We start from the raw sequence: 20,364 nt of genomic DNA, 5'->3' as shown, positions 1-20,364 counted from the left end.
TTCGTTCGTGTCGTACGACCCGCACGACGCGTACGGCCACGCGGGCCGTACCTCGCGTGCGTGTCATTCATGTCGCGCCGGTCGCGCCCGCCGGTCGCCGGATCAAGGGCGGTCGGTCTGATGCCCACGGATGCGTTCGACCAGCGGGAGGGGTGTCTCCCCGTCCAGGCCGTCGACCGACCCGCACGCCATGCGGGCGCACGTTCCGCGGCAGGCGAGCAGTTGTCTGTCGTCGCGGTGGGACACCACCACCGCCTCCGGGGCCGGCACCTTCCGGTAGTCGGTGCCACAGATCAGGCAGGCCAGCCCGGAGAGCGTCTCGGGGGTCGGTTCGCGGCGGCCACGTCGGTGGCCGGAGATGGAGTCCTGTGAATACATGCGCCCTACATCCTGTTGTCGGTCGGGCCGGGTGCGAAGCGCCGGAACGCGTCTCGGCCCCCGGACGGTGCGGAGATCCGGTACCGCGGGAGGCGCGACGTGATACGGAACGGAATACGGGACGAAATGCGGATTCGAGCACGGATTCCGGATGCCTCTCCGGATCCCGCGTTCCGTGATCCGTCTTCCGTAAACGCATACAGAACGGGAAATCCGTTTCCGTAGAGGGACACGGATACGGGACAGGTGAGCCGGCAAGACAGCGCGTCAGGACTGGCCAGGGGGCATGGTGCGGCTCGTCTCCGACCGGACGCGGGGTGCTCCGGTCTTGCCGTTGCCCGAGGGCGACGCCGACATGGAACGGCACGCGAGGTGCGCTCGGTGCCATAACCGTACTCCCCCGCGGACCGGCCGGCCGACCCGAGCGGCGCTGCCCGGACCGGGAGGCGGCGCTCTGCTCCGCCCGGCCGGGAACCTTCCCGGCGCCCCGGACGTTGGAACGAGTGGTTGTGGTTGAGGTTTGCGACGTGGAAGCGCCCGCGGAGTTCCGACAGCGGGCGCTTCGCCTTTTCCGGGTTCTCTTCGGCGGTTGGCGACCAGCAGCCCGGGGCCGCGCGAGTGCGCGCTCTCCGACCCGTTCGCCATCTCGAAGGAGACATCGCGTGACTCGAGGAAGCGTGAAACAGTCCGCTCCGGACACGTTTTCCGGCGTCATCGCCCCCGGTGAGGGCGGTGCAGGCCGCTTCGGCCCGGACCCCGCCGAGCCCCCGCCCGCCGGACGGGGCAGCGACTACGCCGCGCTGTCCCGCGAGGTGAAGCAGAGCGGGCTGCTGAAGCGCCGGCCGGGCTACTACTGCCTCAAGGTGGGGGCGAACCTGCTGCTGCTGGCCGTCGGCTGGACCGCGTTCGCCCTGATCGGACAGTCGTGGTGGCAGTTGGTCACCGCCGCCTTCCTGGCGGTGATGTTCACCCAGACCGGGTTCATCGGGCACGACGCCGGACACCACCAGATCGCCACATCCAAGCGCGTCAACAGTCTGCTCGGTCACGTGCACGCCGACTTGCTGATCGGCCTCAGCTACGGCTGGTGGATCGCCAAGCACAACCGGCACCACTCCCATCCCAACCACGTCGACCGTGACCCCGACATCGCCGACGGCGCGATCGCCTTCACCGAGGACCAGGCCCGCGTCCGCCGCGGCGCGTATGCCTGGCTGGCCCGCCACCAGGCCTGGCTGTTCTTCCCGATGCTGCTCCTGGAGGGACTCGCCCTGCACGTCGCCGGCGTACGGGCGCTGTTCGACCGCGCCGGCACGGCGACCTCGCGGCGGACCAGGCTGATCGGGGCGGGCCTGCTGACGGCGCACCTCGGCGGATATGTCGCCGCTCTCTTCCTAATCCTGTCACCCGTCCAGGCGGTGTGCTTCCTGCTGGTGCACCAGGGACTGTTCGGGCTCTACATGGGCTGCTCGTTCGCGCCCAACCACAAGGGCATGCCCGTCTTCGCCAAGGACGACAAGATCGACTTCCTGCGTCGGCAGGTACTGACCTCGCGCAACATCCGTGGCAGCCGGTTCACCGACCTCGCGCTCGGCGGACTGAACTACCAGATCGAACACCATCTGTTCCCCTCCATGCCGCGGCCCAGCCTGCGCCATGCCCAGGAACTCGTGCGCACGTTCTGCGCCCGGCACGGCGTCGCCTACCACGAGAGCGGCCTCTTCGACTCCTACGCCCAGGTGCTGCGGCACCTCCACGCGGTCGGCGGCCCCCTGCGCCCCGAGCTGGAGTACTGATCGGCCTGCCTCCTTCGCCGCCCGCCGTGTCCTTCCTCTGAACCGGGCGAGCCCGCCACGCGTACCTCCTGGCGCCGGGCGGGCAGCGCGGTGCTGCGCGGCCGAACCTCAAATGTTGCTCTGAAGGAGCTCCGTGGGAGGTTCGGGCCCGGCCGGCGGGGCCATATCCCCGTCACCACGCAGCGGGGGCGGCGATGAAGGAGGGGACCATGACGCGGCTCGGTACGGGAATCGGCTGGCGGCCGGAGATAGCGGACGCCGTGGAACGCATGCCGGGCATCGACTGGGTCGAGGTGGTGGCCGAGAACGTCTGCCCCGGCCACCTCCCCGAGTCCCTGCTGCGGTTGCGCGAGCGCGGGGTCACCGTCGTCCCGCACGGCGTCTCGCTCGGCCTCGGCGGCGCCGACCGGCCCGACGAGGAGCGGCTGACCGCGCTCGCCGCACGGGCCGAGGCGCTGGGCGCGCCGCTGATCACCGAGCACATCGCGTTCGTCCGGGCGGGCGGCCCGCTGACCGCCACGCCGCGGCTGGAAGCCGGACATCTGCTGCCGGTGCCGCGCACCCGGGACGCGCTGGACGTGCTGTGCGAGAACGTGCGCATCGCGCAGGAGTCGCTGCCCGTGCCGCTCGCCGTGGAGAACATCGCGGCGCTCCTCGCCTGGCCCGGCGAGGAGATGACGGAGGGGCAGTTCCTGTACGAGCTGGCCGACCGCACGGGAGTCCGGTTGCTCATCGACGTGGCCAATCTGCACACCAACCATGTCAACCGCGGCGAGGACCCCGCCAAGGCGCTCGCTGAACTGCCTCTGGAGGCCATCGCGTACGTCCATGTCGCGGGCGGCCTCGAGCGGGACGGCGTCTGGCACGACAGTCACGCGCATCCGGTGCCGCGCCCTGTTCTCGACATCCTGACCGACCTCACGTCTCGCGTGGCCCCGCCCGGCGTGCTGCTGGAGCGCGACGAGAACTTCCCCGAACCGGCCGAGCTGGAGCGAGAGCTGGCCACGATCCGGGAGGCGGTCGAGCTGGGCTCGCGACAGCGGGTGCCGACCGCCCGGGCCACCCCGGCCACGAGGGGCGGGAAGACGCAGCCCTCGGCGGCGGAGACCGGAGAGACGCAGCCATCCGAGAGCGACCCGGCGTGCGGCGGCGACGCCACGCGGCAGCGGCTCGGGCTCGCCCAGGCCGCGCTGCTGTCCGCGCTGGTCGCCGGGACGCCCGTCCCGGAGGGCTTCGACCGGGTGCGGCTCGGTGTGCAGGCCCGTGCGCTGGCCGCGAAGCGGGCGGCCGTGGTGGCGAAGCTGGCGCCGGAGTTGCCGCTGATCCTCGGTGCCGGCTACCGGGCCGCGTTCGTCGCCTACGCCCAGGGTCACCCGATGCGCGGCGGCTATCGCCAGGACGCCCTGGACTTCGCCGAGCGGCTGCTTCTCGGCGGGCAGTTGACGGAGGGGCGGGCCCGGCGCGAGCTGCGGCACTGGTGGCTGGACCGCTCGGGCCCGGCACCGAGACCGCTGTCCCGGCTGGGGCGCGTGGGACGGGCAGGGTGGGCGCTGATCGGGCGGTGACCCGGACGGCGAAGGCGCCGAGTCGCCCGCGCACTCCGGTGTGCCGAGGTTGACACCGGAATCGGCCGCCCCTCCCCGGCAAGCGATTCACGACGCTTTCCACCTCTTTGTCATGCGTCCGAGGCTCCTGTTCGCCCCCGGATGTCCGAGTTGCAACCCTTCCGCCCCGTACGGCAGTTGGCCTCCCAGGCGCAGTAACATGCCAACTCCGCACCCGAAGCACGAGCGTGCGGTGCCGTGAGCAGGAGGCACCATGCGACCCCGACCCCCGATCCAGGGCAGAGGCATCTTCAGTGGAACCGGGCTCATCATCGTCGGCCTGGCCGCGACACTCCTCGCGCTGATGGTCCCGGTCTGGTCGTACGAGGACCGGTCGGGCACAAACGTCGACGTACTGAACGCGGAGACCGTGGCGACGCAGTACGGGCCGCTGTCCGGACTCGACCGCGACTTCGTCACCAAGGTGCGGCTGGCCGGGCTGTGGGAACTTCCGGCCGGCCGGCTGGCGCAGGGCAGAGGCACGACCGAGGCCGTACGCACGGCGGGACGGCACCTCGTCGAGGGGCACACCTTCCTGGACGAGCGGGTGCGCACCGTCGCCGCACAGCTCGGGCTCGCGCTGCCGAACGAGCCCAACAGCCGGCAGAAGGACTGGCTGGAGCAGCTGGACGCGGCGCGAGGCGAGGACTTCGACCGCGAGTTCGCCAACATCCTGCGGCTGGCGCACGGCCGGGTGTTCTCCGTCGTCGCCCAGGTGCGGGCCGGCACCCAGAACGCGCTCGTGCGCGACCTCGCCGACGACGCCAACACCACCGTCCTGGACCACATCAAGGTCCTGGAGGCCACCGGGTACGTCGACTTCGCCGACCTGGCCCGGGATCTCGCGGCCGGCAGCCCTCCGCCGGTCACCCGCCCGCCCGCACCGCCCGGCCCGGTCGCCGACCCCGGCGCGGTCGTGCCGCTCGCCCCGTCGCCCTCCCCGACCTATCCGCTCCCGCCGGCCGCGACCGGCCCGCCGTCGGCCGACGGCTCCTGACCCGGCCGGACGAAGGCATGCGGAACGTCACATACCCACGACGCCCGGTCCGGACAGTGAACAAGGCGTGGCGCTTCGCGGTGCGGCCGGCGTAGAAACACGACATGCTCTGGGTCCTTCTCCTGCTGCCGGCCTGGGCCGTCGCCGGTGTCGCGTGCACCCGGCTGTGCCTGGCCGCCGTCCGTGCGGCATCCATCGGCTCGGACGTGGATCGGGGACACGACCTGACGCTCTACGAGGCGGCGTTCCTGTCCGGCGGCCCGAGCCGGGTCGCGGAGCTGACCCTGGTGTCGATGGCCCGGCAGCGGCGGCTGCTGCTCTCCCGCACCGGCTGGGCCACGATCGTGGACCCGCACGGTCGCGACGAGATGGAACGCTCCGTCATAGGAGCCGTCGGCCCCGAGGGCCAGTCCCGCATCGCCCCGGTGCGGGCCGCCGCGGCGGCCGCCGACTCGGTGCGCGGACTCGCCGACCGACTGGTCGACGCCGGCCTCGCGGTGCCCGACGGCGCCCGTACGACGGTGGCCGCGGGCGTCCGCCAGGTGCGCGGCGCCGCCCTGGCCGTCCTCGCGCTGGGGACGGCCGCACTGCTGATGCCGACCTCCTCGGACGTGCCCCGCGTCCTCGTCGCCGCCTGGTTCGGCCTGCCTCTCGCCCTCACCCTGAGCTGCCTCGCCCTCGCCCGGATCGAGACGCACCCGTACTCACGCTGGGCCTCCCCGGCGGGACAGCACCTGCTGGCCGCCCTGACCCGTCGCAGCAGCGCGGCCACGGGTGACGAGCGCGCCCACCTGACCTCCATCGCCGTCCGCGGCATCGGCGCGGCCCCCGGAACAGACCTACGAGCGGCGTTCGCCCACCGGGACCCCGGCCACGGGGCGTCCGGGGACGGCTGAGGCGGGCGGCGGCGCCGGGCGAACCCTGGCGGCCCCGGTGAGGCCCCTCGCCGCGCCAGGCCCAGGGCGAGCCTCGGTGAGCCTCTTCGGACACCGGGGCGGGGCGCTTCAGGTGTGCGCCGGTGAGGCTTCTCGACACCGGAGCGGGGCGCTTCCGTCGTGCGCCGGTGAGGCTCCTGGCTTCTTGGCGAGGGGTCCACTTCGGGCGGGTCCCGGCTGGGGCGCCGCCGCGGTGGGGAGGTACTCCGCCGACGAGGCTGAGTACCTCCGGCGCACGGCGCGCACCGGGCCGACGGACGGCTGACGCGCCCTCGGCCCCCGGAGGTTCCCTGCGGCTCCGGCTGCCGCACGGTGGACCCACGGTTGACCCAGTCGCCGCTCGACCGGCCCCGGCCGGCTCGGGGCAGCGAGCCGTAGGTGCGGCCTTGGAGCGGGCCGTACGCCGGGCGGCGCCCGCGTGCGGCCCGGCGTGCGCGGGCGCCCCCGGCCCACGAACCATCGGCCCACGACCGGCCGGCCCCCGCCGCGTCGAGCCGACGCACGGCTGGGCGCCGTGAGCCCGCGACGGGAGCGCGGCCGGCCGCGGACCGACCGCCGGCCGGGCACTGGTCGGCCGGCGCACGGCGCGGGCCGAACCGCACCCGTCCCCCGGCGCGTCCGGGTCCCCCCAGGGCGCACAAGGGGGCATTGCAGCCGACACCCTTCCTTGGTGCTTGCCTTCGGCAACGGGCGAACGAAGCATCCCCTCTGTCGCTGCCGCGCTTCGAAGGGACACGCGATGAGAGCTGCCGTCCTCTACCCGGCCACGGGAGCCCTGCTCCTGACCACCCTCTCCGCCGCCCCGGCGGGCGGGACCCCGAACGCCGTCCCCGGCGTCGTGCTCGCCGCCGAGCGGGCCGCGGCGAAGGGCGTCGACTTCGGCGCCTGCTCCGACGTGCCGGACCTGCCGGGCAGCGTGGAGTGCGGCACCGTCGGCGTGCCGCTCGACTACGCGCGGCCGAACGGCAAACAGATCGAGTTGGCCGTCAGCCGGGTCCGGGCCACCCACCGCGACCCGCACAACAGCAAGCGCCGGGTGCCGCGGCAGGGCTCGCTGGTCTTCAACCCGGGCGGGCCCGGCGCCTCCGGCCTGTACTTCCCGATGATCGGCATGGTCCCCGAGTGGAAACGCATCGGCGCCGCCTACGACCTGGTGGGTTACGACCCGCGCGGGGTCGGCCGCTCGGCCCCGCTGTCCTGCGAGGACCCCAGGACCTTCTTCAAGGGGCCCGCCCCGGCGCCGACGCACCCCTCAAAGACGTACAAGCGGGAGCGCGTGACGCGCGCGAAGGCGTACGCGCGCGGCTGCGCGCAGCGGGCGGGCGGCGCACTGCGGCACTACAACTCGCTGAACAACGCCCGTGACCTGGACGTCCTGCGGGCCGCGCTCGGCGAGGACCGGCTGACGTTCATGGGGGCGTCGTACGGCACCTACTTCGGGGCGCTGTACGCGGCGATGTTCCCCTCACACGTACGGCGGATGGTGTTCGACGCGGCGGTGAACCCGGACCCGGCGCAGATCTGGTACCGCAACAACCTCGACCAGTCGGCCGCGTTCGAGAGCCGCTGGGAGGACTTCCGGGAGTGGGTCGCCAAACACGACCGGATGTACCGGCTGGGCAGCACCTCGCGGGCGGTACTGCGCAGTTACGAGCGGGCGCGGGCGAAGCTGGCCGCCGAGCCGGCCGGCGGGAAGGTGGGGCCCGCGCAGTTGCAGGACACCCTCCTCCAGGCCGGGTACTACGACGACTACTGGCCGTCCCGCGCCGAGGCGCTGTCGGCGTATCTGAAGGGTGATCCGAAGCTGCTGATCGCGCTGGCCGCGCCGGTCCGGGAGGCGGCGGTCGAGGCGGAGAACGCGAACGCCCTCTACACGGCCGTGGAGTGCAACGACGGGCCGTGGCCGACGGACTTCAGGGTGTGGGACCGGGACAACACGCGGCTCGCGCGGGTGGCGCCGTTCGAGACCTGGGACAACGTGTGGGCGAACCTGCCGTGTGCCTACTGGCAGGCGCCCCGGCAACAGCCCCTGGACGTGCGGACCGGGCCCGGCGAGCTGCCTCCGACGCTGATCCTGGCGGCCGAACGGGACGCCGCCGCGCCCTACGACGGCGCCCTGGAGATGCACCGGCGGCTGACGGGCTCGGTGCTGGTGACGGAGCGGGACGCCGGTACCCACGGCATCGCGGGCGGGCCGAACCCATGCGTCAACGGCCATCTGGAGGCCTACCTGCTGGAGGGGCGGCTGCCGGCGCGGCGCGCGGCGTGCGCCCCGCACGCGGAACCCCGGCCGGCCGGCCGTGCCGAGAAGACGGCGGCCGCCCGGCCGGCACGCTGATCAGGCGAGGCCCGCGACCAGCTCGGCGATCTCCCTGCGACGGCCCGTGTAGAACGGGACCTCTTCGCGGACGTGCATACGGGCCTCGGAGGCGCGCAGGTGGCGCATGAGGTCGACGATGCGGTACAGCTCGTCGGCCTCGAAGGCCAGGATCCACTCGTAGTCCCCGAGGGAGAACGAGGCGACCGTGTTGGCTCGGACGTCCGGGTAGCCGCGGGCCATCTTGCCGTGGTCGGCGAGCATGCGGCGGCGGTCCTCGTCGGGCAACAGGTACCAGTCGTAGCTGCGGACGAACGGGTAGACGCTGATGTAGTCGCGCGGCGTCTCGTCGGCGAGGAACGCCGGGATGTGGGAGCGGTTGAACTCGGCGGGGCGGTGCAGCGCCATGTTCGACCAGACCGGCTCCAGGGCACGGCCCAGCCTGGTGCGGCGGAAGAGGTTGTACGCCTCCTGGAGCTGGTCGCTGGTCTCGGCGTGCCACCAGATCATGAGGTCGGCGTCGGCGCGCAGACCGGACACGTCGTAGGTGCCGCGGATCGTCACGTCCTTGGCGGCGAGCTGGTCGAACAGCTCCTGGACCTCGTCGGCGTAACCGGCGCGGTCCTCGGGGAGGGTGTCCTTCAGCTTGAAGACGGACCACAGCGTGTAGCGGATGACCTCGTTGAGGTCCTTGGCCAGCTTGCCCTTGTTCGGGATCCTGCCGGGCTCGGTGGTGGGGGCGTCGTCACTCATGGTTCTCATTCTCCCGCTCCGCCGTGCAGACTTTGCACGGGGTTGGCCGTCAGCTCGCGCGCGGTGCTGTCGTCGCCGCCGATCCGGTCGACCGCCGCGTACGCGCTCGCGATGCAGGCGGGAATGCCGACGCCGTCGTAGGGCGCGCCGCACACCGCGAGGCCGGGGAGCTTCGCGACGTGCTCGCGGATGCGGGCCACACGCGCGTGGTGGCCGACCGGGTACTGGGGCAGTCCGTCCGTCCACCGGGTGACGCGGGTTTCGAGGGGTGCGGCGTCCAGGCCGGTGGCGGCCTTCAGGTCGTGCCGGGAGACGTCGACGAGTTCGGCGTCGGAGCGCTCCAGGATCTCCGTCTCGCCGTGCCGCCCGACGGAGGTGCGCAGCACGGTCACGTCCGGGTCCTCGTCGGCGACCCATCCCCACTTCCGGGAGGCGAACGTGGACGCCTTGATGGTGCGGCCGTCGACGGGCGGGACGAGGAAACCGCTGCCTTCCGGCAGGACGGCCTCGGAGCGGCGGTAGGCGAGCGTGATCAGGGCCATCGAGGCGTACTCGACGGTGCGCAGCTCGGCGGCGGCCTCGGGGGACTCGGCGGCGAGCAGCGCGGCGGCGGCGGGCGCGGGGACGGCGACGACCACCCCGTCGGCGTGCAGGACCCGGTCACCGGCGGTGACGCGCCAGCCGCCGGCCGCCTCGCGGCGCAGTGCGCTCACCGGCGTGCGCGTGAGGATCTCGCCGCCGCGCGCCTCGACGGACGCGGCCACCGCGAGCGGCAGCGACCCGACACCGCCCTCGATGCCCATGAACACCGGCCCGGTCCGCTGCCCGGCGACGGCGTTCGCCTGGATGTCGCGGACGGCCTCCGTCAGCGAGCGGTGGGTGCGTGCGGCCTGGAACAGCTGCGGGACGGCCGAGCGCATCGAGATGCGGTAGGCGTCGCCGGCGTAGACCCCGCCGAGCAGCGGCTCGACCAGGCGGTCGACGACCTCGCGGCCCAGGCGGGCCGCCACGAACTCGCCGACGGCCACGTCCTCGGCGACCTCCGTGCGGGGCAGGTCGGCGTCGCGGGCGATGCGGGCGAGCCCTGCGTCGGAGAGGAGGCCGGCCAGCGCGGAGGCGGTGCCGGGGACGCCCATGACATGGCCCTTGGGCATGGGGCGCAGGGCGCCGCGGGTCCAGATCGAGGCGGTGGCGGTGGCCGGCGGCTGGAGGCGGCCGGCGAGGCCCACCTCGCGCGCGAGGGCGACCGCCTCGGGACGGCGGGCGAGCATCGACTCGGCGCCCAGGTCGACCCGGACGCCCGCGATCTCACCGGGCAACAGCTTGCCGCCGACCCGGTCGGACGCCTCCAGCACGGTCACTCGCGCGCCGCGCTCCAGCAGCCGGTGGGCGGCCGCCAGTCCCGCGACTCCGGCTCCCACCACGACGACGTGCCCCGTGCTCGTACCCGTTGCGCTCATGCCCCAACTCTCTCAAATTCCACTGGCACCCCGATGGCGCCCCCTTCCTCCGCGCCCGCCCCAGGGAGTGTCCCTCCCGCGTCCCGACCGTGACCTGTTCGGAACCGTTCGGGGCCAACGTCCCGCCCCGCCCCGGCGTCGAAGGACCGTCAGCCGTCGCCGAACCCTCGGGGGTACGCCCACATGCGCACACGCCGTTCCGTACGACCTGTCCACGCTCTGGCGGGCGTCCTGCTCGCCGCCACCGTCGCCCTCACCGGATGCGGCGCTAACGACACGGGAGAGAGCAGCAGCTCCGACAAGGCGGCGGGCCCCGAGGCCGGGGTCGCGCAGCCGGCCGAGGACGTCAGGGCCGGCGCGGGCGCGAGCGGCGCCAAGGCGACCACGGCGCCGAAGCCGTCCGTGAACCGTGTCATTCGCACCGCGACCCTGACCGTGCGGGTCAAGGACGTGCCCAAGGCCCTCGACCAGGCCCGCACCACCACCGAGAACGCGGGCGGTTACGTCAGCGACGAGTCGACCGTCCGCGACGAGGACAGCGCCGAACAGACCCGCGTCGTCCTGCGCGTGCCGGTGGACGAGTACGACGACGTCCTGGACGGCCTCCAGGGCGCCGGCAAACTGCTGGAGCGTACGGCGAAGGCCCAGGACGTCACCGACCAGGTGGTCGACGTGGAGAGCCGCATCACCTCGCAGCGCGCCAGCGTGACCCGCGTGCGCGAACTGATGGGCCGGGCGACGAAGCTGAGCGACGTGGTCACCCTGGAGGGCGAACTCAGCCGCCGGGAGGCCGACCTGGAGGCCCTGCTCGCCCAGCAGGCTTCCCTGAAGGACCGCACCAGCATGGCCACGATCACGCTGACCCTGTCCGAGAAGCCCGTGCCGGTCGGGGCGCAGGACGACGACCCCGGCTTCGTGGACGCGCTGGCAGGCGGCTGGGACGCGTTCGTGACCATGCTGCGCTGGATCGCGATCGCCTTCGGCGCGGTGCTGCCGTTCGCCGCGGTGCTCGCGGTGCTCCTGCTCGTGTGGCTGCGGCTGCGGCGGCGCCGACCCGCCCGGGCGGGCGAGTCCGTGCGGGAAGGAACCGAGCGGGACTGAGGGTGGCGGGGCCGACTCGGGGCGGGGCCGGGCTGGGCCGAGCGGTGTCGGACCGGACCGGACCAAACCGGCCGGGCTGGGCTGGGCTGGGTCGGGGTGGGCCGAGGTGGGCCGAGGTGTGTCGGGCCGGACCAGCCAGGCCGAGCCGAACGGAGCCGGGCGGGTCGGACTGGGCCGGGCTGGGCCGAGCTGTGTTGGGCCGTGGGCCGGACCGGGTCGAACGGGCCGGGCGGGTCGGACAAGGCCGGACTGGGCCGGACTGGGCCGGACTGGGCCGGACTGGGCCGGACTGGGCCGGACTGGGCCGGACTGGGCCGGACTGGGCCGGGGTGGGCCGAGCGGGACCGAGTCAGGCCGTGCTCGGCCTGCCCCGACCGGGACGAACCGGGTCGCACCAGCTCGAACTGTGTCGAACCGGCCCCGACCGAGCCGGGCGGGACCGAAGTCCCGGCGCGCCGTAGCGTGTTCGCATGAGCATGAGTGAGAGCGCGCGCCGCGGCACGGCCGGGCGGGAGCGGTTGGTCGTGATCGGCGCGGACGCCGCGGGCATGTCCGCGGCGTCGCAGGCCCGCCGGCTGAAGGGGCCCGGGGAACTGGACATCGTGTCCTTCGAACGCGGCCACTTCACGTCCTACTCGGCCTGCGGCATCCCGTACTGGGTGGGCGGTGACGTCACCGAGCGGGACGAACTGATCGCCCGCACTCCGGAGGAGCACCGCGCGCGCGGGATCGACCTGCGCCTCCGTACCGAGGTGACGGAGATCGACCTGGCCCGGCAGAGGGTGCACGCGCGGGACGTCGATTCCGGCGCGGAGTCCTGGACGTCGTACGACAAACTCGTCATCGCCACCGGAGCCCGGCCGATCCGGCCGGACATGCCGGGGGCCGACGCTGAGGGCGTGCACGGGGTGCAGACGCTCGACGACGGGCAGGAACTGCTCGAGACGCTCGCGCGCACCCGTGCGCGTGGGCGGCACGCCGTGGTGGTCGGGGCGGGTTACATCGGCGTGGAGATGGCCGAGGCGCTCATCAAGCGCGGCTACCTGGTGACCGTCGTCAACCGGGGCAGCGAGCCGATGTCGACGCTCGACCCGGACATGGGCTGTCTGGTGCACCGGGCCATGGAGGGCCTCGGCATCACCATGGTGAACGACGCCGAGGTCACCGAAGTCCTCACCCATGACGACGGCCGGGTACGGGCGGTGGTCACACCGGACGCCGAGTATCCGGCGGACGTGGTGGTCCTCGGCATCGGTGTCCGCCCCGAGACCACCCTCGCCGAGGCGGCCGGCCTGCCCCTCGGCGTCCACGGCGGTCTGCTCACCGACCTGGCGATGCGGGTGCGCGGCCACGAGAACATCTGGGCGGGCGGCGACTGCGTCGAGGTCCTCGACCTTGTCTCCGGCCAGGAGCGCTACGTCCCCCTCGGGACCCATGCGAACAAGCACGGGCAGATCATCGGTGCCAACGCCGGCGGCGGGTACGCCACCTTCCCCGGCGTCGTCGGCACCGCCGTCAGCAAGGTCTGCGACCTGGAGATCGCCCGCACGGGCCTGCGCGAGAAGGACGCGCGCAGGGCGGGCCTCCGGTTCGAGTCGGTCACCATCGAGTCGACCAGCCGGGCCGGCTACTACCCCGGCGCCTCCCCCATGACGGTCAAGATGCTCGCCGAACGCCGCACGGGCCGCCTCCTCGGCGTGCAGATCGTCGGAGGAGAGGGCGCGGGCAAACGCGTCGACATCGCGGCGGTGGCCCTGACGGCCGGCATGACCGTCGACCAGATGACCACCCTGGACCTGGGATACGCCCCGCCGTTCAGCCCGGTGTGGGACCCCGTACTGGTGGCGGCGAGAAAGGCGGCGTCAAAGGTGCGCAACACGTAGGAGACGGCGAGACGTCGCCCCCGCCACCAGCCACCGCCGACCCGCACTCCGCACCCCGCCTACGCGGTCCCGGACAATCGCGGCAACGCGGAAACAGCCGCAGCGGGCTGCTGCTCGGCCGGCTTCGCGTGCGCGGCAGGCGCCGGCCGCGACCGCAGTCGGTGGCTGACGGCCTCGTCGAGCGTCACCGCCCGCTGTGTCTGCGCCGCCAGCCGCCCCACCTCCTGGCCGAGCCGCGCCACGTCCTCCCAGGGGAGTCGGATCACGAGCGCGATCTCCGCCTCGCCGTCGGGTGTGGCGTGCATCGGAGGATTGACCCGGTCGTTCATCGCCTGTTCCTCACGTCGTTCCCGCGACCCGCCTTCCCAGTGCCGCGGGCGGTTGCCGGTTCATACGCGCCCGTGGCGCACGGCGTTCACCGATTCGCCGAACGGATCGGGGGCAGTACTCCCTTGTGGTCATCCCCGTCCATGACGTGAACCCCGTGCGCCGCACCCCCGTGGTGACCTACGCCCTGATCGCGGTGAACGTCTTCGTGTTCGTGTTCATGCCGGGCCTGTCCGGCTCGGTGGCGGGTGACAGCACACTGGCGCAGACCTGCCATCTGCACGCGTTCCTGGAACACTACGCGGCCGTCCCCCGCGAGCTGATCCACCACCAGTTTCCGCAGCTCGTCCCCACCGGGGACGTCCGCGGCGGCGGCTGTCTGCTGGGCCCGCCCGACTACGACAAGTCCCCGGCACTGAGCGTCCTCACCGCGATGTTCCTGCACGGCGGCTGGCTGCACCTGCTGGGCAACATGCTGTTCCTGCTGATCTTCGGCAACAACATCGAGGACCGCATGGGCCACGTCCGCTTCGCGGTCTTCTACGTCGCCTGCGGCTATGCGGCGTCGTACGGCTTCGCGCTCGTCAACGCGGACTCGACCGACCCGCTGATCGGCGCGTCGGGGGCGATCGCGGGGGTGCTGGGTGCCTACCTGGTGCTGTACCCGAAGGCCCGAGTGTGGGTGCTGGTGCCGTTCCTGGTCTTCCTGCCGCTGCGGTTGCCGGCCTGGCTGGTGCTGGGGTTCTGGTTCGGGCTCCAGGCGGTGTACTCCTCCGGCGAGGGCATCTCCGGCGCGGGCACGGTGGCGTACGCGGCGCATGTCGTCGGCTTTGTCGCGGGCATGCTGCTCGCCTGGCCGTTGAAACGGGGCACGCCACCGCCGCCGGAGCCGCGCGGCCTGCTGTTCGGCAGGAGAGCCCGGCCCGGCTGGTGACGGCGAGGCACCCGCGATCCGGGAGGGACGACCTGGTGGACGCCGCGTCACGTCGGGTCGAACAGATTCCGCACCGGAAGACGTACAGAAGTTCGGCTCGTCATCGTCACGTGTGGTCCGGCGCGTGATGTCGCCACCTTGGGGCGGATACCGCGTTGGGACTGCCGTGACGCCGCCGAAGTGACGGTTCTGCGTACAGGGCTGCCGACCCCTGGGCCGCGGTGTCACCGCTCGCCGTAGCCGAGAAGTACGGAGGGTCATGAACGTGTGGAAGTGTGTCGGCAGCCCTGCGGTGCCGCCCGTGCACGACGGCGGGCCGGCCGACGCCCTGATCGGCCGGGAACGGGAATCCGCCGTCCTGCGGGAGTTGCTGACGAATCACCACCTGGTGACGGTGACCGGCCGCCCCGGCGTGGGCAAGAGTCGGCTGGCCGCGGAGGCTGCGGCGAGGACGGGAGGACCGTGGCGCCGGGTCGTCCACGTGCTGTGGCAGGGCACCGGTCCCGGCGAGCCGGGGGCGCTGGCCGCGGCCGTGTGTCAGGCCCTGACCGGCAGACGACCGCATCGCCGGGAAGCCGACGTCGCCGCCCTGGTGCGGCGGCTTCCGGCCACCGGTCTCCTGCTCTTCCTGGACGACGTCGACCCGGTCCACCGGGAATGCATGGGCCTGGTGCAGCGCCTGCTGGTGGCCGTGCCGGGACTACGGGTACTGGTGACGTCGCGACGGGTGCTCGGGCTGGGTGAGGAGCAGGTCCTGCTCGTGCCTCCGCTGGCCGTCACCACCCCCCTGGGCGCCGCAACGGAGCGGGCGCCCGCCGTCGAACTGTTCCTGCGCCGCGCCCGGACCGTACTGGACGGCCCGCCCACGGCCACCCCGGCCACTGGTCGGCGGACGGCGACGGCGACGGCGACGGCGACGTTGAAAGGGCTACCGGGGGAAGGCGCGTCGTCCGAGGAGGGCGTGCCGGCTGAGGAGACACCACTACCGCCGGCGGACACGGCCGATCCGCGCACGGACCCCGCCGGTCCTCGAAGTCGCACCGCCGGTCCGCGAGCCCACATCGCCGATCTGCGCGCCGTGGAAGCGGTGTGCCGCGCCCTGGAGGGCGTTCCCCACGCCATCGAGCTGGCCGCCGAGCAGGTGGCCGACCAGCCGGTGGAGGAGTTGGCCGATCTGCTGGAGAGCCACCAGTGCTGGCTGGCCGGCGATCGTCCCATGCTGCGACGCCACCGTTCGCTGCGCGACACCGTCGGAGCGAGCTATGTGCTGTGTGAGCGCGAGGCCAGGATCGTGTGGGGCAGGGCCAGCGCCTTCGCCGGGGCGTTCGACGAGTCGACGGCGGTGTTCCTGTGTGCCGGAGGCGGTCTGAAGCCGCACCGGATCCCCGCACTGCTGGCCCAGTTGGCCGCTTTCCACGTGCTGGAACCGGTGCGCGACCCGGGCGGTCCGCACCAGCCCCGCTACCGGATGACCCGCGCCGCCCGGGACTTCGGGGCGGAACGGCTGCGGGAGGCCGGGGAGTGCGACGTGGCCCTGGAGCGTCGGGCCGCGCACTGCCGGCAGATCGCCGCCGTCGCCGAGAACCTGTGGGCCTCGGGCTGCCAGGACCAGGCCGTGCGGCTCGTCCAGGAGGAGCGGGCCGAGCTGACGTCCCTGCTGCGCCAGGCGCTGTGCCGTCCCGACCAGGCCGAGACCGCGCTGGAGACGGTCGTGAGTCTGTGGTTCTGGTGGGCCGTGTTCGACCACGGTGAGGAAGGGCGCGGCTATCTGCTGCGGCTGCTTCCGCTGTGCCCCACGGACAGCGACCTGGCGATGCGCGGCCGCTGGCTGGCCGCCTGGCTCGGGGCCGGGTGCGATCCGCAGGGCGCACGTGCGCTGCTGGGGCGGGCCTGGTCGGCCGCCGTGCTGGCGGGCGACGACGCCACCGTCGGCCGCGTCGCCCACGTCCAGGGACTGATCGCCCTGCACGAAGGGGATCACCGGGCCGCGGCCGGACACTTCGAAGAGGCCGCCCGCACCATCCCGGACCACGCCTGCGGCGGTCCCTCACCGGCCGTCAGTCTGGCCTTCGGCGCGCTGGCGCAGGCCGCCTTCGCACCGGCGGCCGCGCGGCGCACCGCGCGGCGCGCACTGACCCGGCAGGGCGTCCGGGACGACGGCTGGGCCACCCTGGTCGCCCGCTACGCCAAAGCGTTCGTCGACCATCACCACGGCCGCGGCGCCGACGCCCGCAACCGCGCCCGCCGTGCCCTCGCCACGCTGGACGGCCCCCTGCGCGCGTCGCACGCGACCAGGGCACTGCGTGCCCTGGTCGCCGACATCGAGTCCGGGACGAAGGGCCACCCGCACCTGCCGCAGCCGCTCCTGCGCACCGGTCTCCTCCAGCCGGAGCCCGCGGGAACCGGCCGGGCGGTGACCCGCTAGCGGGCAGCACGGTGGGCGGGCGTCCCCGGGCCCCGCCCACCGCGTCGTCCGCTCGCCTCCGCCGGTGGGTGACGGTTCACACCGACGCGCCCTGCGGCCCGTGCGGGTTCAGCGGCCCGTGCGGGTTCAGCGGCCCGTGTGGGTGTGGACGTACTCCACGAGGCGGGTCAGCGCGTCCGGGTCGGTGGACGGCATGACGCCGTGACCGAGGTTGAAGACGTGACCCTCCAGGCCCCGTGCGGCGTCGAGGACCTCGCGGGTCTTGGTCTCGACGGCCTCGGTGGAGGCGAACAGCACGGTCGGGTCGAGGTTGCCCTGGAGCGCCTTGCCGGCGCCGACCCGGCGGGCGGCCTCGTCGAGCGGGACGCGCCAGTCGACGCCGACGACGTCCGCGCCGGCCTCGCCCATCAGCTGGAGCAGCTCACCGGTGCCGACGCCGAAGTGGATGCGCGGGACCCCGTACCCGGCGACGGCCTCGAAGACCTTCACCGAGGCGGGCATCACCGAGCGACGGTAGTCGGCCGGGGCGAGGGCGCCCACCCAGGAGTCGAACAGCTGCACCGCCGAGGCGCCGGCCTCGATCTGCACCTTCAGGAAGGCGGCCGTGATGTCCGCGAGGCGGTCCAGCAGGTCGGCCCACAGCGCGGGGTCGCCGTACATCATCGCCTTGGCGTTCTCGTACGTGCGCGACGGGCCGCCCTCGACGAGGTAGCTCGCGAGGGTGAAAGGCGCTCCCGCGAAGCCGATGAGGGGGGTCGGGCCCAGCTCGCGGGTCAGCAGGCCGATCGCCTCGGTGACGTAGGAGACGTCCTCGGGGGTGAGGTCGCGCAGCCGGGCGAGGTCGGCGCGGGTGCGGATCGGCTCCGCGACGACCGGGCCGACGCCGGGCTTGATGTCGAGGTCCAGGCCGATCGCCTTGAGCGGGACGACGATGTCGCTGAAGTAGATCGCCGCGTCCACGCCGTGCCGGCGCACCGGCTGGAGGGTGATCTCGGTGACCAGCTCGGGCCGCATGCAGGACTCGAGCATCGGGATGCCCTCGCGCACCTTGCGGTACTCCGGCAGCGAGCGCCCCGCCTGGCGCATGAACCACACCGGCGTGTGCGGCACCGGTTCACGTCGGCACGCCTTCAGGAAGGGGCTGTCGTACGTCGCTGTCGGCTGCCGGCCCGCGGGGCTCTCGTTCGCGCTCACGACGGCAAGTCTCCCATGTCACGGAAACCGCGCGGAAACCGGCGGGCCTCACCCTCACCGCCCGCGGCGCACCCGACGACGCCTGCCGACCGTGCGCGTGTTCGCCCAGCGCGCAGCCGTCCGAGGTCCGCGCACGGGTGTCTTGCCCTGCGCGAGGCTCCCGTTCCCCTTAATCTTCCCCGCATGGCTGCGGCTCAGGGACGACTGTCGGACGGCACGGGCGGGATGGACGACGCGAACAAGGAGGACCGGGATGGCACGGCGGTTCCGCTGCCCTTCCGGGCCGCCGTCGACGCGCTGAGGGCTGCCCGGCTGCGGCCCCAGATCGAGATCGAGCCGACACCGGCCCCGAGGCGCCTCGCGCCGCACGCGTACGCCCTGGAGGCGACCGTGGTGGACGGCGACCAGGACCTGGCCGACGGCCGCCTGGTGCTGCTGCACGACCCGGCCGGGCACGACGCCTGGCGCGGCACCTTCCGGCTGGTCACGCTCGTGCGGGCGGAGCTGGAGCAGGAGATGGCCGTCGACCCGCTGCTGCCGGACGTGTGCTGGTCCTGGCTGACCGGGGCGCTCCAGGCGCGCGGGCTCACGTACGGCGAGCCGAGCGGCACGGTCACGCGCGCGAGTTCGCACCACTTCGGCGGACTGTCGGAACGTCCGGCGTCCTCGCAGATCGAGATCCGGGCCTCCTGGACGCCCCGGGAGGGCGTCGGCGGGGTGCCGGACACGGCGGCGCACATGGCGTCCTGGTGCGATCTGCTGACGCAGGTCGCCGGACTGCCGCCGGCCGGTCCGGGGGACGCGTCCGTGGTGACGCTGCCGCAACGGCGAGGGCCCCAGTCGCACTGACCACGCACACCGGGGGATCCCGACGCCCGCGTGTCCGGAGGCCGCTCCCCCGGCTCTCCGACCGCTCCGGCCGCTCGGCCGATCGCCCTTCTCCGCCTTCTCTGAGCTCCCTGCTTTCCTGAGCCTTTCCAGGTTCCCGGCTCTCGGCGATCCCACCGGCCGCCCGCCGTTCCCGCCGGCCGGCCCCGCTCCCACGCCGTGTTCGGCTCCGATAACCGCGCACTCCCTCGAACGGCCGTCTCGATTGACCATCTCTTTGTCGATACGGCCACTTTCGATCTCATACGGCACCCGCTCAAACCGACTCGATCTTCGGATGATCGATCACGCGTCCGAATTGCTCAGATTGTTACTCACTAGATCGTGATCATTTTCTAAAGGCCAAAGGGTTCGATGCCGAAGACGACAGTGACCTTGAAAGCACGGTTCGTCCCGGCTTCATCCCCACGAGCCGGCCCCGTCGTCCCCCACCCAGGAGGCCTGGTGTCCGTTCTCCTCGAGCAGCCCGCAAGCCTGGTCGCCTACCGCCCGAACAAGCCCACCGCCATGGTGGTCGTGGCCGACCCGCGCGTCCGCTCCACCGTCACCCGCCACCTGTGGGCGCTCGGTGTGCGCGACGTCATCGAGGCCTCGTCCGTCGCGGAGGCTCGTCCCCGCATCGGCAACCCCCGCGACATCTGCGTCGCCGACGTCCACCTTCCCGACGGCTCCGGCCTCACCCTTCTGTCGGAGACCCGCGCGGCGGGCTGGCCCAACGGGCTCGCCCTCTCCGCGGCCGACGACATCGGCGCCGTGCGCAACGCCCTCGCGGGCGGCGTCAAGGGCTACGTCGTCACCGGCACCCGCACCAACGTCGGGCTCCCCACCCGCCCCGGTGCCGCCCCCATCGGCGCGGCCGCCGCCCGCCTCCACCGCCGCCCCCCGGGTGCCCCGAGCCACCCGGGCGGCTATCGCGAGCTGTCCGGCCGTGAGGTGGAGGTGCTGCGTCTGGTCGCCGAAGGCCAGTCGAACAAGGCGATCGGCGTCTCGATGGGTCTGTCCGCGCTCACCGTCAAGAGCCACCTCGCCCGCATCGCCCGCAAGCTCGGCACGGGAGACCGGGCCGGGATGGTCGCGGTGGCGCTGCGCACCGGCATCATCCACTGAGGGGCGAGGGCCCGCCCCACCGTCCAGCCCGATCGACCCCGCTCCCCCCGCTCCCCCCGCCCTCTGCCTCATCCGGCCCTCTGCCCCACTCCGACCGCCTCAGCTCCACCTCGATCCGCCCCGCCCTTCACCGATCTGACTGGTTTGCGACCCTGGGGGGGGGGGGGGGGGGGGAGGGGGGGGGGGGGGGGGGGGGGGAAAAAAAAAAAAAACAAAAAAAAAAAAAAAAAAAAAAAAAAAAGGAGGGGGGGGGGGGGAGATAAGG

The 20,364-nt window shown here is 73.1% G+C and carries 16 protein-coding genes; 11 read left to right on the top strand and 5 right to left on the bottom strand.

Annotated elements, in window-relative coordinates; all coding sequences use genetic code 11:
- Positions 1-102: 102 nt before the first annotated feature.
- The gene (locus tag ACZ5Y0_RS16555; RefSeq protein ID WP_469129363.1) at positions 103-378 is read right to left on the bottom strand and encodes a hypothetical protein; all 276 of its coding nucleotides are present in this window, start codon (positions 376-378) and stop codon (positions 103-105) included.
- Between the two features lie 713 nt (positions 379-1,091).
- Here ACZ5Y0_RS16555 and ACZ5Y0_RS16550 point away from each other — a divergent pair.
- From ACZ5Y0_RS16550 to ACZ5Y0_RS16530, 5 genes are all read left to right on the top strand, one after another.
- Complete coding sequence (locus tag ACZ5Y0_RS16550; protein WP_469129433.1) at positions 1,092-2,174, top strand: fatty acid desaturase family protein; 1,083 nt, start codon at positions 1,092-1,094, stop codon at positions 2,172-2,174.
- A gap of 209 nt (positions 2,175-2,383) precedes the next feature.
- Entirely contained in the window at positions 2,384-3,739 is a 1,356-nt protein-coding gene (locus tag ACZ5Y0_RS16545) for an MbnB/TglH/ChrH family RiPP precursor modification enzyme (protein ID WP_469129362.1), read from the top strand.
- Between the two features lie 253 nt (positions 3,740-3,992).
- Entirely contained in the window at positions 3,993-4,775 is a 783-nt protein-coding gene (locus tag ACZ5Y0_RS16540; protein WP_469129361.1) for a DUF4142 domain-containing protein, read from the top strand.
- A gap of 104 nt (positions 4,776-4,879) precedes the next feature.
- Positions 4,880-5,671 (top strand): TIGR04222 domain-containing membrane protein, encoded by a 792-nt coding sequence (locus ACZ5Y0_RS16535; protein WP_469129360.1) that lies wholly within the window; start codon positions 4,880-4,882, stop codon positions 5,669-5,671.
- A gap of 778 nt (positions 5,672-6,449) precedes the next feature.
- The gene (locus ACZ5Y0_RS16530; RefSeq protein WP_469129359.1) at positions 6,450-8,048 is read left to right on the top strand and encodes an alpha/beta hydrolase; all 1,599 of its coding nucleotides are present in this window, start codon (positions 6,450-6,452) and stop codon (positions 8,046-8,048) included.
- Here ACZ5Y0_RS16530 and hemQ read toward each other — a convergent pair whose 3' ends face one another.
- The gene (gene hemQ, locus ACZ5Y0_RS16525; RefSeq protein WP_469129358.1) at positions 8,049-8,780 is read right to left on the bottom strand and encodes a hydrogen peroxide-dependent heme synthase; all 732 of its coding nucleotides are present in this window, start codon (positions 8,778-8,780) and stop codon (positions 8,049-8,051) included.
- A 5-nt stretch (positions 8,781-8,785) separates the two neighbouring features.
- Positions 8,786-10,240, bottom strand: coding sequence for a protoporphyrinogen oxidase (gene hemG, locus ACZ5Y0_RS16520; RefSeq protein ID WP_469129357.1), 1,455 nt, complete (start codon positions 10,238-10,240; stop codon positions 8,786-8,788).
- A gap of 183 nt (positions 10,241-10,423) precedes the next feature.
- Between hemG and ACZ5Y0_RS16515 the strand changes: the two genes are divergently transcribed.
- Both ACZ5Y0_RS16515 and ACZ5Y0_RS16510 read left to right on the top strand, forming a co-directional pair.
- Positions 10,424-11,341: a DUF4349 domain-containing protein gene (locus ACZ5Y0_RS16515; RefSeq protein WP_469129356.1), complete on the top strand. Its 918-nt coding sequence runs from the start codon at positions 10,424-10,426 to the stop codon at positions 11,339-11,341.
- 476 nt (positions 11,342-11,817) lie between these two features.
- Positions 11,818-13,224, top strand: coding sequence for an FAD-dependent oxidoreductase (locus ACZ5Y0_RS16510; RefSeq protein ID WP_469129432.1), 1,407 nt, complete (start codon positions 11,818-11,820; stop codon positions 13,222-13,224).
- 59 nt (positions 13,225-13,283) lie between these two features.
- On the opposite strand, the gene ACZ5Y0_RS16505 is transcribed toward ACZ5Y0_RS16510, so the two are convergent.
- Entirely contained in the window at positions 13,284-13,553 is a 270-nt protein-coding gene (locus tag ACZ5Y0_RS16505; RefSeq protein WP_469129355.1) for a hypothetical protein, read from the bottom strand.
- A gap of 125 nt (positions 13,554-13,678) precedes the next feature.
- Here ACZ5Y0_RS16505 and ACZ5Y0_RS16500 point away from each other — a divergent pair, with 125 nt between their 5' ends.
- Together ACZ5Y0_RS16500 and ACZ5Y0_RS16495 are read left to right on the top strand one after the other, a co-directional pair.
- Positions 13,679-14,485, top strand: a complete 807-nt coding sequence (locus tag ACZ5Y0_RS16500) for a rhomboid family intramembrane serine protease (RefSeq protein WP_469129354.1) — start codon at positions 13,679-13,681, stop codon at positions 14,483-14,485.
- A 259-nt stretch (positions 14,486-14,744) separates the two neighbouring features.
- Positions 14,745-16,910 carry an ATP-binding protein gene (locus ACZ5Y0_RS16495; protein WP_469129353.1) on the top strand — a complete coding sequence of 722 codons (2,166 nt, stop codon included), beginning with the start codon at positions 14,745-14,747 and terminating at the stop codon, positions 16,908-16,910.
- A gap of 126 nt (positions 16,911-17,036) precedes the next feature.
- Here the strand turns inward: ACZ5Y0_RS16495 and hemE are convergent, their stop codons facing one another.
- Complete coding sequence (gene hemE, locus ACZ5Y0_RS16490; RefSeq protein WP_469129352.1) at positions 17,037-18,104, bottom strand: uroporphyrinogen decarboxylase; 1,068 nt, start codon at positions 18,102-18,104, stop codon at positions 17,037-17,039.
- A 183-nt stretch (positions 18,105-18,287) separates the two neighbouring features.
- Here hemE and ACZ5Y0_RS16485 point away from each other — a divergent pair, with 183 nt between their 5' ends.
- A complete protein-coding gene (locus ACZ5Y0_RS16485) occupies positions 18,288-18,953 on the top strand; it encodes a DUF3000 domain-containing protein (RefSeq protein WP_469129351.1) in 666 nt (221 codons plus the stop codon).
- A gap of 483 nt (positions 18,954-19,436) precedes the next feature.
- The gene (locus tag ACZ5Y0_RS16480) at positions 19,437-20,099 is read left to right on the top strand and encodes a response regulator transcription factor (RefSeq protein WP_003972894.1); all 663 of its coding nucleotides are present in this window, start codon (positions 19,437-19,439) and stop codon (positions 20,097-20,099) included.
- The last annotated feature ends 265 nt before the right edge of the window (positions 20,100-20,364 follow it).

The organism is Streptomyces sp. NPDC033216 (assembly GCF_055577115.1).
This window is presented reverse-complemented; position numbering and strand designations above follow the sequence as displayed.

Excerpts from the sequence above, each read along its gene's own strand:
- ACZ5Y0_RS16505 (WP_469129355.1), bottom strand. The coding sequence starts at position 13,553 with ATGAACGACCGGGTCAATCCTCCGATGCACGCCACACCCGACGGCGAG.
- ACZ5Y0_RS16510 (WP_469129432.1), top strand. The coding sequence starts at position 11,818 with ATGAGTGAGAGCGCGCGCCGCGGCACGGCCGGGCGGGAGCGGTTGGTC.
- ACZ5Y0_RS16555 (WP_469129363.1), bottom strand. The coding sequence starts at position 378 with ATGTATTCACAGGACTCCATCTCCGGCCACCGACGTGGCCGCCGCGAA.
- ACZ5Y0_RS16495 (WP_469129353.1), top strand. The coding sequence starts at position 14,745 with ATGAACGTGTGGAAGTGTGTCGGCAGCCCTGCGGTGCCGCCCGTGCAC.
- ACZ5Y0_RS16485 (WP_469129351.1), top strand. The coding sequence starts at position 18,288 with ATGGCTGCGGCTCAGGGACGACTGTCGGACGGCACGGGCGGGATGGAC.
- ACZ5Y0_RS16515 (WP_469129356.1), top strand. The coding sequence starts at position 10,424 with ATGCGCACACGCCGTTCCGTACGACCTGTCCACGCTCTGGCGGGCGTC.
- ACZ5Y0_RS16535 (WP_469129360.1), top strand. The coding sequence starts at position 4,880 with ATGCTCTGGGTCCTTCTCCTGCTGCCGGCCTGGGCCGTCGCCGGTGTC.
- ACZ5Y0_RS16545 (WP_469129362.1), top strand. The coding sequence starts at position 2,384 with ATGACGCGGCTCGGTACGGGAATCGGCTGGCGGCCGGAGATAGCGGAC.
- hemG (WP_469129357.1), bottom strand. The coding sequence starts at position 10,240 with ATGAGCGCAACGGGTACGAGCACGGGGCACGTCGTCGTGGTGGGAGCC.
- ACZ5Y0_RS16530 (WP_469129359.1), top strand. The coding sequence starts at position 6,450 with ATGAGAGCTGCCGTCCTCTACCCGGCCACGGGAGCCCTGCTCCTGACC.
- ACZ5Y0_RS16540 (WP_469129361.1), top strand. The coding sequence starts at position 3,993 with ATGCGACCCCGACCCCCGATCCAGGGCAGAGGCATCTTCAGTGGAACC.
- hemQ (WP_469129358.1), bottom strand. The coding sequence starts at position 8,780 with ATGAGTGACGACGCCCCCACCACCGAGCCCGGCAGGATCCCGAACAAG.